At 63.4% G+C, this 12,473-nt stretch carries 8 protein-coding genes and 5 pseudogenes; 4 read left to right on the top strand and 9 right to left on the bottom strand.

The annotated features are described in order from the left end of the window. Positions 1-256 precede the first annotated feature (256 nt). Both AB8735_RS36455 and AB8735_RS36450 read left to right on the top strand, forming a co-directional pair. Positions 257-480: pseudogene (locus AB8735_RS36455) on the top strand (transposase); the annotation flags it as partial. Positions 481-622: 142 nt separating this feature from the next. Further along, entirely contained in the window at positions 623-1,195 is a 573-nt protein-coding gene (locus tag AB8735_RS36450) for a Uma2 family endonuclease (RefSeq protein ID WP_372412138.1), read from the top strand. A 143-nt stretch (positions 1,196-1,338) separates the two neighbouring features. Here the strand turns inward: AB8735_RS36450 and AB8735_RS36445 are convergent, their stop codons facing one another. From AB8735_RS36445 to AB8735_RS36425, 5 genes and pseudogenes are all read right to left on the bottom strand, one after another. Beyond that, a complete protein-coding gene (locus AB8735_RS36445) occupies positions 1,339-2,103 on the bottom strand; it encodes a transposase family protein (protein WP_372412137.1) in 765 nt (254 codons plus the stop codon). Between the two features lie 473 nt (positions 2,104-2,576). After that, a pseudogene (locus AB8735_RS36440) lies at positions 2,577-2,918 on the bottom strand (IS200/IS605 family accessory protein TnpB-related protein); the annotation flags it as partial. 76 nt (positions 2,919-2,994) lie between these two features. Then, a complete protein-coding gene (locus AB8735_RS36435) occupies positions 2,995-3,705 on the bottom strand; it encodes a group II intron maturase-specific domain-containing protein (protein WP_372412458.1) in 711 nt (236 codons plus the stop codon). 72 nt (positions 3,706-3,777) lie between these two features. Next, positions 3,778-4,857 (bottom strand): ISAs1 family transposase, encoded by a 1,080-nt coding sequence (locus AB8735_RS36430; RefSeq protein WP_372412136.1) that lies wholly within the window; start codon positions 4,855-4,857, stop codon positions 3,778-3,780. 209 nt (positions 4,858-5,066) lie between these two features. After that, positions 5,067-5,249, bottom strand: a pseudogene (locus AB8735_RS36425) (hypothetical protein); the annotation flags it as partial. Between the two features lie 572 nt (positions 5,250-5,821). Between AB8735_RS36425 and AB8735_RS36420 the strand changes: the two are divergent. Both AB8735_RS36420 and AB8735_RS36415 read left to right on the top strand, forming a co-directional pair. After that, positions 5,822-7,717 carry a hypothetical protein gene (locus AB8735_RS36420; RefSeq protein ID WP_372412135.1) on the top strand — a complete coding sequence of 632 codons (1,896 nt, stop codon included), beginning with the start codon at positions 5,822-5,824 and terminating at the stop codon, positions 7,715-7,717. 433 nt (positions 7,718-8,150) lie between these two features. Beyond that, positions 8,151-8,915, top strand: coding sequence for a transposase family protein (locus tag AB8735_RS36415; RefSeq protein ID WP_372412133.1), 765 nt, complete (start codon positions 8,151-8,153; stop codon positions 8,913-8,915). A 10-nt stretch (positions 8,916-8,925) separates the two neighbouring features. On the opposite strand, the pseudogene AB8735_RS36410 reads toward AB8735_RS36415, so the two are convergent. The 4 genes and pseudogenes from AB8735_RS36410 to AB8735_RS36395 all read right to left on the bottom strand — a co-directional run. Beyond that, positions 8,926-9,197 (bottom strand): annotated as a pseudogene (locus tag AB8735_RS36410) (IS3 family transposase); the annotation flags it as partial. A gap of 39 nt (positions 9,198-9,236) precedes the next feature. Beyond that, positions 9,237-9,332, bottom strand: a pseudogene (locus AB8735_RS36405) (hypothetical protein); the annotation flags it as partial. A gap of 186 nt (positions 9,333-9,518) precedes the next feature. Continuing rightward, a complete protein-coding gene (locus tag AB8735_RS36400) occupies positions 9,519-10,895 on the bottom strand; it encodes an IS1380 family transposase (RefSeq protein WP_372412132.1) in 1,377 nt (458 codons plus the stop codon). Positions 10,896-11,029: 134 nt separating this feature from the next. Continuing rightward, positions 11,030-11,838 (bottom strand): IS5 family transposase gene (locus AB8735_RS36395; protein ID WP_372412130.1). Its coding sequence is split into 2 segments (ribosomal slippage): positions 11,030-11,490 and positions 11,490-11,838, totalling 810 coding nucleotides; the frame shifts between segments, so codons are not numbered across the junction. Between the last annotated feature and the right edge of the window lie 635 nt (positions 11,839-12,473).

Genomic DNA, 12,473 nt, shown 5'->3' with positions numbered 1-12,473 from the left:
CTGCAAGACACCGATCAGGCAAGATGATGCGCGAACGCGAGCCCTGTCCGTGATCAAAGGCTTCGACAACCTTGATCATCGGGGGTCGCGTTCGCCGTTTCCACCCCGGGCATCTCGCCAGCACCAGCCCACATGCACGCGAACAGCTCATCTCGATGGATGAGAACGCATCAACCCTGCCTGATGGCCAGTCAGCTCGCTGCACTGGAAAACAAGCCTTTGACCAGCGACGATAGCGAACCGTAACTGGAGTACACTCACGCGCTGGATCGCGGCGGTCCGCGGATCCACCCTGCCCCACCTGCATGCCTTCACCTGGGGGGCTGGAGCGAGACCGCGACGCTGTGATCGCTGCGTTCACGCTCCCGTACAGCAACGGCCCGACCGAATGCGTCAACACCAAGACCAAGCGGATCGCACGCCAGATACACGGACGAGCAGGCTTCACCCTTCCTACGCCACCACATCCTCCTCGGATAGCAGCACGCTCCGTCACCACCAAAAGCGAGACAGGCCCGTTAATCAGACACTCCCGAGCCACGATGGCCGGGAGAGGAAGGCAAACATCGCCGTTCGTGACCTTCGCCCTGTAGGCTTCTGGGAAGACTTGCAGGAGGATCACATGGCCGCTGAATTTCCCGAATGGATGATCCCACCCCGCCCGACTGGGTGGGAGGCTGACGACCTCGACCACCTGCCGGACGCTCCCCGCCATACCGAACTCATCGACGGAGCACTGATCTTCATGATGTCCCCGCAGCGGTCGTGGCATTCCCGTCTCGTGGAGAACATCACCTTCAGCCTCCGGCAGGCCGCACCTGACAGTATTGAGGTAGAACGTGAAATGACCGTGCGCCTCGACAAAAAGAGCCGCCCGGAACCCGATGTCCTGGCAGCGCGTGTCCCCTATGATCCCCACCGCACACGATACCTGCCGGAAGAAGTCGTCCTAGTCATCGAAGTCGTGTCGGATGAGTCAGCCGACCGGGACCGCTCCATCAAACCCTTCAAATACGCCCAAGCCGGTATTCCACACTTTTGGCGAGTGGAAGATGAAGACGGTTCCCCTGCCGTGCACATCTATGAGCTGGACGTCGTCACCCGATCCTATGTGGCCACTGGGATCCATCGAGGACGGTTGAAGGCCTCTGTCCCCTTCCCTGTGGACATCGATCTGGAGTCCCTCGTTCCATAACGGGATCTTCAAGAGTGGCCGCGTCGGGTCTGTCCAATCAGCGGCCCTCTCGCTTTTGGTGGTGACGGAGCGTGCTGCTATCCGAGGAGGATGTGGTGGCGTAGGAAGGGTGAAGCCTGCTCGTCCGTGAGCCTTTTCCAATCTCAGCTGTGGGTGTGGAGGTTGAGGGTGAGGATGGCGTGGACAGTGGGGGTGATGCGGGTGGTGCTGCAGCGGAGCTTCCGGAGAAGCCGCCAGTTCTTGAGGGTGGCCATGGCGCGTTCGCCGATGGCGCGGATCTTCGCGTGAGCGCGGTTGACGGCCCGCTGGCCGCGGGAGAGGTTCTTCCGGCGGCCTCGGTAGGGGACGCGGACGGTGCCGCCGGCTCCCTGGTAGCCCTTGTCGGCCCAGCAGGTGACGCCGGCTGTGGCGAGGGCGTCGATGATGCCGTGCATCCGGGCGGCCTTGATGTCGTGGACAGTGCCCGGCAGTGCTGGTGAGGCCCAGACGATCCGGCCGACTGGATCGGTGACGACCTGCACGTTCATCCCGTGCCGCTTGTGTTTCCCGGAGTAGTAGGGCCGGTCCGCGGCCACGCGGTCGATGGGCAGGAGGGTCCCGTCGAGGATCACGAACACCTTGCCCGTGGCCGTCTGTACCGCCTGCTGCAGGGTGGGGGCGAGGGCGGCCAGGACGTCGATGCCCTCGTGGACGTAGCGGCAGACGGTGGCGATGCCGATCGCGAAGCCCGCCGCGAGACGGGCGTAGGTGTCACCGCACCGCAGATGCGCCAGGACCACCAGCGCCTGCCGGCCCGCCGACAGTCGCCGCCACCGCGTCCCGGTCTCCCGACGGCGCACCACCAGCTCACGGGCCAGGAACCGCAGGTGCGAGCTGGACAGATCGATCGCCGACGGGTAGACAAGCACACGAAGCTCCTGGCTGGACACGGTTGATCTTGGTCGACAACCCGTCTACCAGGAGCTTCGTCGTTCCGTCCAGCTCAGCACCCCCACTGCCCCACACCACACCACCAGGTTGGAAAAGGCTCAGGTGATGCAAAACTTCTTGCCGATCACCGTCCGGACACGCTCCAGCGTCCACCGCTGGTCCTCCCAGCCGTGCGCGGCCGGCCCCCCTGGCCAGCTCTTCCTCCAGCCGGGCGAACCGAGCACCGGACAGCTTCGGCAGCTTCACCGGCCCCGCCGACTTCAGCACGGTACTGCCGCCCTCACGCCACTCACGCCACGCACCGCTCCACCGAACACTCGCTCACCCGCAGGCCCTTGGCGATCACCGCCGTCTTCTCACCACGGGCGAACCGCTCCCCGGCCTCCAGCCGGACCCGCTCCCGGACAGCCTGCCGCTCAGCAATCAGACCCCCACCGTTCCTATTCAGTCCCTATTCAGTGAGCAGGAGTGAGTCTTGGGCCCACGCCTGGTCTCTGCGGGCATCCCGAACGGTTTTGGGTGCCCTGGTCGCCCGCTTTCGCTCCGCATCCGGCTGCACGGATCGTGTCCGTGGTCCGGGAATACGGGGGCGGGTTTCCTCACGCCCTGGGACACCACGATCGGCCTGGACGGTCCGATGCCCGCGACGATCGCTCCGGTCGTCGTGGGGCGGTGCCGTCCGTCGCCGGATCGGATGTCCGAGGGCGCGCCTGCCGATCGCCACCGAAGCGGCGTCATGGCGAGTCATGGTGCGTTTGGTGCTCGTGAGGGGCTTGCGCCAGTGCTCATCGCCCCGTCGGGTAGGTCCCCCGCATTGCTGCGGGAGGCCCCCCTCAGAACCGGACTGGCGAGTTATCCCCGCATCCGGCTCAAGCAGACCGCAAGGGCCGTGCAGCGGCAATCCTGCCGTTCTCCCACCTGTCACCTGCGTGGTGATGTTGGTGGCATTCCGAGTGCATAAGGCGGAGGTTTGTCCGTGCGTCCGACCCGCCGAGACTTCGATAGACGAGGTGATGTTTCTCCAGCCTCTTCTTTGCCGTTGCGAACCATTCGATCCACTCGCGCGGATTGTCGGGCCGGTATTCCGCGTCGGCGATCAGCGCTTGACGGCACACTGGGCAGACTCCCTTTTGAAGGTAGGCCATCGAAAGGGTTTTCTTATCCAGCGTCGTCGGTACCGTCTTGTGCAGCCTTTTGTCCCAGTAGTCGACCAAGGTGGGGTCATCCACTGATGCCGATCCCTTGACCATGTCGTGGCGCACGATTTTTGTCCAGGCGAACTTGACCAGGTAGGAGGTGTTCTCGGGGTTGCCGAACACCCACTTGTCGTCCTTGGACGGGTTGAATCTGCCGAAGTACCTGTTGGCTACCCAGGTCCTCGACTTTCTTGGATGCGTGTGTCGCGCCCACTTGAAGGTGAGCCGCCACACGTAGGTGTCCAGTAAGCTGAATACCTTGCTGGACACCGCGACGCGGTAGTAGGCCGACCAGCCCCGGATGGTGGGACTCAGCTTGGCTATCAGCGCGGCAGCGTTCGAGCCACGCAGGGCCTTGACCTCTTCCCGTAGCCGCTCCTTGATTCTCTTGATTGCCGTGCGACTCGGTTTGATCAGGGCTGGTTCAAAGTCCGGGTGATCATGTCGAGTTGCAGGTCAGGCCAGTGCGAGCAGGTCGAGCGGGCGGGCGAACGGCGCGTAGGAGACCTCGCGCAGTCCGGCGGCGATGCTGCGGTGGCCGGCATCCCGCAGGATGTTGATCGCGAAGTTCCGCAGCGTGGCCATGTTCTCCGGTCCGTATCCGGTCCGGATCTTGGAGGCGTCCTCGGCGAACGTGACGTCTCTGATGTGGTGGACGGCTTCGATGCCCCATTGTGACCGGGCGAGACGGCCGATGAACTGCGGCGATGCCTCGCGCGGCGTCATGTCGGTGATCGCGTGGACCGTCTGCCGGGTGACCTTGCCGGTCTTGAGATCGGTGCGGTGCCGCAGGATCTTCGCCGCTTGGACCACGTGGGGAAAGCCCAGGCCGAGACCGGTGACGGTGAGCGTGCGCACCGAGCGGGTCTCGCGCCGTCCGTGCCCGGCCTCGCGGTCGTAGCGGCGGGCGGTCACCTCCTTCCACGGCAGGGACTTCAGCGCCGCGTGCAGGGCCGGCTGGTTGCCCTTGACGATCAGCAGGTAGTGCGCCTGCTTCGCCTCCACCAGCCATTTCGCATGCTCGCGCTGGGTGTGCAGGGCGTCGGCGGTCACCACGGTGCCGGTCAGGTCGAACGGGGCCAGCAGAGCGGTGAAGCCGGTGATTTCGTTGGTCTTGTCCGGCACCCGCAGCTGGCTGACGGCGCGGCCGGCGGCCGTGACAGCCGACAGAAAGTGGGCGGCCGGGGCGGTGTCGGTGCGGGAGCCGCGGGCGCTCTTGCCGTCAACGGCCAGACTGTCGGCCCCTGCCGGGTCGGTGCCGAGCAGGTCGGCCAGCCCGCCGGGGCACACCAGGGTCAGCACACGGCGCAGAGTGGAGAGTGAGGCCGGGCGGCGCACGCCGAGTGGTCCACGCGCAGGAAATCCCAGACGGGCGAGGGTGTCCTGGGGTGCGTGGCGGGTCCACTGGCCGATGGCCAGGTAGGAACGGGCGCCGGCCAGGACCGCGCAGGCGGCGGCCAGCAGGACCGAGGTGAGGGGGTGGCGGCGTCCGCGCCGGTCACGGGGGTCGGGCAGGACGGCCAGCCGGGCTGCCATGCAGGGAAGTCCGCGCTGTTGACGCGAAGGCGACTTGGCGAGGCAAACGGTGGCAGACTGACGGCACATCGAAGCTCCGGGTGTTCAGGGCGACTTGAGAGGTCACCCCGTCAACCGGAGCTTCGGTGCGTTCGTCACGGCCATCCTCAGAGCCCCCACACGGCCGTGACCAGCAGCTCCACATGATCACCCCGACTATGAATCAGCCCTGTCGGTTTGATGAGCAGTTGGCCGTCGTACCGACGTACGTTGAACCCGAGAAAATCGAAACCTTAATTCAGATGGACCGTCTTGGTCTTCTCCGTGTTGAAGGCGAGTCCCCGCGGGGCCAACCACTCTCCGAGCCGCCTCCTGACCGTGTTCGCTTCTTCTTCCGTGTGGCACAGGGCCACGAGGAGAGTCGGCAGCGGGAATCTCACCCGCCGCCGCTCGCAGAACCGTGCGGAAACCTCTCGGCTTACACGGCTCCCATCGCCCAGCCATCAGGCTTGAGACCGAACCGCCAGTGGGCGAAGAGGTTCGGATTCCCTCGCCTTCTTCTCCCGGCGGTGAAGTCGTTTGTACTTCCGGCAAGCCCAACGCACCAAGTACTCGTTGATGCGCCGGAGAAGGGGATACGGCACTTCCCCCTGTCACAGGGCCATTGACGCTGGGCTTCGACGCCGGAGTTTCCCTCCGTCGCCGCCAGCCTGCTACCGGGCCTCCTGGCAGCTACCCGGACCGGACTCCCACCGGCAGGCGACGACGAGCTTCCGAACAGCAACAACACCGCTACGTCACGGTGCCACCTCCTGCTCTACTGGGCGCACGAAAGACGTTCAGTGGCAACCGAACTCAACGCACGCCCACGATGTATCCTCGACTACCGAATAACCGCAGAAGTCTTCACCGAGCCCCTCACTAGCTCAACCGCTTCCACCGACCGACACCACCCTTTCTATAAGCAGAGAATAGGTAGGCAACCATGGCTCCTCGCATCAGAGAGAAGCGTAAAACCCGAAGAGAAAAAATCGAAGAGAGAAAGAAAGATGAAAATAAGCAAAAAAGAGAACTAGACGACGCAATTCGCCGGTCGCATATAGGCGCAGGCGATACCGAACAGCAGCAACCATTCATCCCGCGCATTCAATCAATGCGAGATTTTTTCGTTATGGCCCTATACGGCTCAGACAGTCTCAAACTGCCTCATAATCCTCCACCGTGGACTGGCACATCACCCTCAGGGGCAGCGACAGCTATCGAAGATATTAAACAAAACTCCGCGCCCCTCACCCAGCTCCCCAGCGCTCAGCGACTTGAAAGTGGAGAGCTAGGTCGACAGCGAAGGAGGCGCGATATCGGGGATCAATTCCGCAGGGACTTTCAGATATTCGACCCCGATTTCCATTTCCGAGTCATGGACGTTCCCGACAAATGGTATTCAACATTTTCCGATTTGTACAAAATTGCAGAGAATGCTGCCGGGTACTTAGCAAACGCTCTCGGGCCAGTCTTTTCTTCATCCGCGCTTCCCGAACAAGCCACCGACCCGGTCAGTGACTTGAGTGTGCAGACTGGGATCGAAGGTTCACTTATGCTTGATAAAAAACTTCCGAGTGTGGCGGATATGACTAAAGTAACGCCGGACAAGTTGGCATACCTTGCGGCCGCAGTACTCAAAAGACTGGCAATACTGCACAAGAAAATCAATGACGCCAATAAAGCCAATAACGAAGGAAAATCAATCAAAATCTCCGATTCATACGACACTCTCGTCTCCAAGGGTATAATAAAAGATACGGACTTGCCTCTCGAAATCAGATTCAGCCACGTCCTTCGCGGTACACCTGGGCTGCCTGCGACCAACGAGCAGATTGTGATCGGTTTCGGTAAGGCTGCACGAGTACGTAAGGGTTGGGACATTGCACTTAAGCGAGCATTCTCACAGGCAATCCCACCTCTAAAACCAGTCGATTTAGGAATCCAAGCTGTTGGGCTGGTCGACCGAATCAGGAATTCCGACCTCGCATGGCTCAGAAAAAACTACCCCGCCGAAGCTGATGTCGTAGACAAAGCACTCAAGTATCTCCACTATACCGAAAGTACGACTTTTATCGAAAAATTGCAGGAAGGATTGAAGAGTAACGCCACATCGAAGGCTGAAAACTATAATCCTGTACCCAGCACGGACGTAGCCAATTCATTACTCTCGGTAGTCCAGTTTGCCTGGGGTAACATTAAAGACGCGGTTGCCGGAGACATCTACGCAAGCTGGAATAAGTACGGTGCGTTCACTAAATACGAGCTCGGACTCCTCAAGAGTGCTGTATACCACTGTTACCAGTTGGAGAAAAGTCTGCTCAACAAGCCTAAACCTCATGAAAGCTACGGGAGACCCGAACCCGAGGGGAAGGTGAAAGCAAGCATCCGGAATAACTGCGGACACGACCTAAAGATCGCATCTTACAAAAAAGAATCACACCGGGGTCAAGATCAGCTCACGCTGATCGAAGAACTTTCGATCAAACGAGGGGAGAACTTCCCAAAAGTGGTTTTCGGGGACCTTTTCTCAATCATCCAGAAAGACACCGGAGAAACGATTGCGGATTTCAGCTACGACTCGATAGATATGGTAATTAATATCCCCAAAAAACTGCCGGCCGGCATCGTAGTGAGCAATGGCTTCGGTAAAGATTCCACCTTAGTAAGGTTTACTAAACCAGGCCGACATACTTTCCCTGTCCCTGCCCCCAATAAGAAACAGAATCTCATCCACATCGCCATCAACTCGCCGGTTACACAATGGCCATGGCCAGGGCTTAGTCGCGCCGAAGCAATAAAAAATGGTTGGATAACAGGACAGGGTGTTTACGAAACGTAGAAGACTATCCAGGAAGGGGCCTGCCGGGAAGGTTATTCAGAAGTGGTTGATCTTGGTGTTGGTCCAAGCGCGGAGAAGTTCGAGCTGGATCACGGTGTCGAGGGTTTCGGGGAAGCGGCCGAGGGGGTCGCGATAGTTCTGGTAGAGGATGTTGCGATTTATCGTCGCTGGTCGAATCGTTCCTCGAACTTGATCACTCGTGGTGATAACTGCTGGACAGCAAGGCGGCCTTCGTCTGGATCCTGTGCTCCGTCACAGACGGCATGGGTCCAGTCGAAGACCGTGGGGTGAGTCTGCTGCACGACTATATTGAGCCTTTTCCAACCTGGTGCTGTGGTGTGGGGCAGTGGGGGTGCTGAGCTGGACGGAACGACGAAGCTCCTGGTAGACGGGTTGTCGACCAAGATCAACCGTGTCCAGCCAGGAGCTTCGTGTGCTTGTCTACCCGTCGGCGATCGATCTGTCCAGCTCGCACCTGCGGTTCCTGGCCCGTGAGCTGGTGGTGCGCCGCCGGGAGACCGGGACGCGGTGGCGGCGACTGTCGGCGGGCCGGCAGGCGCTGGTGGTCCTGGCACATCTGCGGTGCGGTGACACCTACGCCCGTCTCGCGGCGGGCTTCGCGATCGGCATCGCCACCGTCTGCCGCTACGTCCACGAGGGCATCGACGTCCTGGCCGCCCTCGCCCCCACCCTGCAGCAGGCGGTACAGACGGCCACGGGCAAGGCGTTCGTGATCCTCGACGGGACCCTCCTGCCCATCGACCGCGTGGCCGCGGACCGGCCCTACTACTCCGGGAAACACAAGCGGCACGGGATGAACGTGCAGGTCGTCACCGATCCAGTCGGCCGGATCGTCTGGGCCTCACCAGCACTGCCGGGCACTGTCCACGACATCAAGGCCGCCCGGACGCACGGCATCATCGACGCCCTCGCCACAGCCGGCGTCACCTGCTGGGCCGACAAGGGCTACCAGGGAGCCGGCGGCACCGTCCGCGTCCCCTACCGAGGCCGCCGGAAGAACCTCTCCCGCGGCCAGCGGGCCGTCAACCGCGCTCACGCGAAGATCCGCGCCATCGGCGAACGCGCCATGGCCACCCTCAAGAACTGGCGGCTTCTCCGGAAGCTCCGCTGCAGCACCACCCGCATCACCCCCACTGTCCACGCCATCCTCACCCTCAACCTCCACACCCACAGCTAAGATTGGAAAAGGCTCCGTAGGTGCCGTCGGAGTACTTGTGAACCTTGCGTATCCGGTCCGCGAGCCGGTCGTCGGCGGCCTGCCGTGCCGCCCGCGCGGGAGCGGTGCGGCGCCAGTAGTAGAAGCTCGAGCGCGCGATCCCGAGGATGTCGCAGAGCCGCTTGACGCCGAACCGGCGCTGGTGATCGTCAACGAACTGGCAGCGGTTCACCAGCGCGTCTCCCCCGCGAAATACCGGGCCGCCTTGCGGAGAATGTCGCGCTCTTCCTCCAGCTCCCGGATCCTCTTCCGCGCGGCGGCCAGCTCCGCCTGGACGGCGTCACCGCCAGGCTGCGGAGCGGCCGGCGGCGCGGAGTGGGCACCGGAGCGGCGTCCATCGGCAGCCCGGATCCAGTTCCGCAATGTCTCGGTGTTCACTCCGAGATCGGCAGCGACCGACTAGCCTCGATCTTTCATGACGGTCCGTCGGTTTCTCTGGCGGGCCGTTTTGGCTGCTCGGGCTGTTGAGGGGCATGCCGTGGGCCCGGCTGTCGTGTCGGGTGGGCGCCGGGTTCCACGGCTCCGGTCTGGGTGATGCTGCTCGCTGGGACGGGAAGGTGCTGGTCAGCCGGGGTTCGGCAAGGCTTCGAGTCGTGCCAGGGCATTGGTGATCACACTGGTCCAGGGCCAGTGCCGGGCGAGCTTGAGGATCCGGCGTCGGCCGGTGCTGACGAGGCGGGCCGCGGCGGAGAACAGCCGGAAGCGCAAGCGCCTGGGTTCCCAGCACCGGGCCGGGCCGGTGAGGGCGAGCATGGGCATCCAGGCGAGCAGGTCGAGGGCAGTCTGGACGATCTCCAGCCAGACCTGGTTCTGTGCTGTGTCGTGGAGGGGGAGGTTGCGCAGGCCGGTCGCCCGCGCGGCCCGGATGCGGTCCTCGGCCCGGGCCCTTTGACGGTGCCGCAGTTCGAGAGCGGCGATGGGGGTGTCCTTGGTGTTGGTTGCGAAGCAGGTCAGCCGATTGCCGTCGGCGTCGGTGAACCGCAACCGGGCCCCGGGGTGCGGTCGTTCCCTGCGGACGATCAGGCGCATCCCGGGTGGCCAGCCGGCCAGGATGTTCCCGGCGAGTTCGGCCACCCAGGCCCCGTCGCGGACCTCGCCGCCGGGCTCGATGGCAGGAGTCCACGCGGTGGCAGGGACCTTCAGCACCGCCTGGTGGACGGCGTCGGTGATAGTCATGCCGACCGAGTACGACAGCCACCGGCCCCGCGCGGAGAGCCAGTTGACGAACTCGTGCGTGCCACCGGCGGTGTCGGTGCGGATCAGGGTGCGGCGTCCACGCCGGTACTTCTTCGGCAGCTGGGCCAGGGCCAGGCGCGTGGTCGCGATGTGATCGGCGGCGGTGTTGCTGCCCGCGTTACCCGGCCGCAGCACCGCGGCCACCGGCTCGCCGGATCCGCCCGGCCCATGGTCGACGAAGGCGGTCATCGGGTGATGACCGAAGGTCTTCTTCCAGGTCGCGGCCGCGTCCTGTTTGTCGGAGTGCGCGATGACGAGTACCCCGTCCAGGTCTACGGTCACCTCACCGCCCGCGTCCGGGCTGTCGTTCCCGGCCAATGCCCAGACCCGCCAGCGGACATGGGCCCGGGCCCGGCGGAGCGCGGTCAGCACGCGTGTCCCGCCGGTGGCGAGGGTGCGGATCAGCCGGGACACCGTCGGGTCCGAGGCCACCGGCCCGAACACGGCCGGCTCGGCCCGCAGCATCGCGACATCGGCCAGGCAGTCCCCTCCCAGCGCCACCGCGAGCGCCATATCCAGCAGAACCTTTCCCGGATCGTGCACTGCACGGGGCTTGCGCCACGGCACCAGCGCCGCCGACACCGCCTTGTCCAGGCCGGACTTGCGGACCGTCTCGGTCAACAGGACAGCCCCCGCTCGGGAGATCACGGCAGAACCACCGCTCTGCACACGTACACACGGGTAGAACCCGCTACGCTTCCGCACCTGAGAAGTGCTTCTTTCCTTGCAGCAACAGGACCCTCGACAAGTCCCATCGTTGCAGGCCAGGAGCACTTCTCTCATTCGCCGTCAACACACGGATGACCAAGCCCGCGAAAGCGCGAGGCTAAGAAGCCATCTCATTTGGTGAGTCGGCGGTAGCAGATGAGGGTGGCGGCGATGCCGGCGAAGGCGAGGAAGTGTTCGGCCTTGCGTTCGTAGCGGCGGTGGAGCCGACGGCATCCGGCGAGCCAGGACATGGTGCGCTCGATGGTCCAGCGGTGGCGTCCCAGACGTTGGGAGTTCTCGATGCCTTTGCGGGCGATGCGGGGTGTGATGTGTCGGCTGCGGAGCCATCGCCGCAGGTGAGCGTTGTCGTAGGCCTTGTCCGCGTGCAGTTTGGCGGGCCTGCGGCGGCGGGGACCCCGGCGGGAGCGGATGGGCGGTATGCCTTTGACGAGGGGTTCGAGGGCCTGGCTGTCGTGCAGGTTCGCCCCGGAGATCCCGACGGAGAGGGGCAGGCCGGTACGTTCGGTGAGCAGGTGGATCTTCGAGCCGTACTTACCGCGGTCCACGGGGTTCGGGCCGGTCAGATCCCCCTTTTCACCGCGCGCATGTTCACCGAGTCCACTGCGCACCGCGACCAGTCCAGCTCGCCGCGGGCGCCGAGTTCGTCCAGGACCAGCCGGTGGAGCTTCGCCCATACCCGGGCCTTGGTCCACTCCGTGAAACGCCGGTGGGCCGTTGCCCCCGAGGGCCCGAACGAGGCCGCCGGAAGCTGCTGCCATGTACAGCCCGAGGTGGCCACGAACACGATCGCGGCCAGCACTTCACGGTCCCCGTGCCGTCGCCGGCCACCGCCTTGCGGCCGCATCGGCGCCTCCGGCACCACCCGCTGGAACAGCTCCCACAACTCGTCCGGCACCAGCCGCTCAACGATCCCCACCATGATCCGAAGCCTATAGCCAAATGAGATGGCTTCTAACTTCCCGGCCTTGGGGCAGGGCCCAAGGCCAACGCAGCCTTCACCGGCCCCGACGACCTCACCCGAACCCTCCGCCATGGTCTTCGACAGCTGCAGTACCGCCCTGACCTGATCGACGGCTGTCTCGCCGAGACCGGCCTCGCGATCACCGGACACACCCCGACCTCACGCCGAAAAACTCAGTAACTGGCTCTTTACCCTACTGAGCAGCAGAGGTGCGCGATGAAAAACATCAGTCCGAAGCACTCTTCGCCGGAGTCGCAGCAAGATCGTGCCGTTACGGGAGGATCCCAGGGTGTGGCTCCGGGAGGGAGTTCTCCACGCGCTAGGTTCAACAAGGAAACGTTCACTGCTCTGTTGGCAACGGAGAGAGATCCTACGGAAGGGCGAGCTCCTCGACAGCTAGCAGAGATTTCCGATATTTATCGTTCTTATGGCCCGGTGGACAAGGCATTGTCAGATGAGGAAAGAAGCTGGCGCAAGAGCAATGAGGCTGAGGGCACTGCGGTCGTAGAAGGCGGGGCGGGAACGAAAGTAACGCTTTATTTTGGTCTGGGGCCTGACGGCGGAAGGCGTTTGTTAGATGTAGTGGATCTCGG

Origin of the sequence: Streptomyces luteireticuli, assembly GCF_041519305.1 — a bacterium.
Taxonomy (GTDB): Bacteria; Actinomycetota; Actinomycetes; order Streptomycetales; family Streptomycetaceae; genus Streptomyces; species Streptomyces luteireticuli.
The sequence above is the reverse complement of the archived record's forward strand: the minus strand, read 5'-3'. Positions and strand labels throughout refer to the sequence as shown.

What these genes read in the sequence shown, in the direction of transcription:
- AB8735_RS36430 (WP_372412136.1), bottom strand. Translation starts at nt 4,857, where the DNA reads ATGGCAGCCCGGCTGGCCGTCCTGCCCGACCCCCGTGACCGGCGCGGA.
- AB8735_RS36420 (WP_372412135.1), top strand. Translation starts at nt 5,822, where the DNA reads ATGGCTCCTCGCATCAGAGAGAAGCGTAAAACCCGAAGAGAAAAAATC.
- AB8735_RS36450 (WP_372412138.1), top strand. Translation starts at nt 623, where the DNA reads ATGGCCGCTGAATTTCCCGAATGGATGATCCCACCCCGCCCGACTGGG.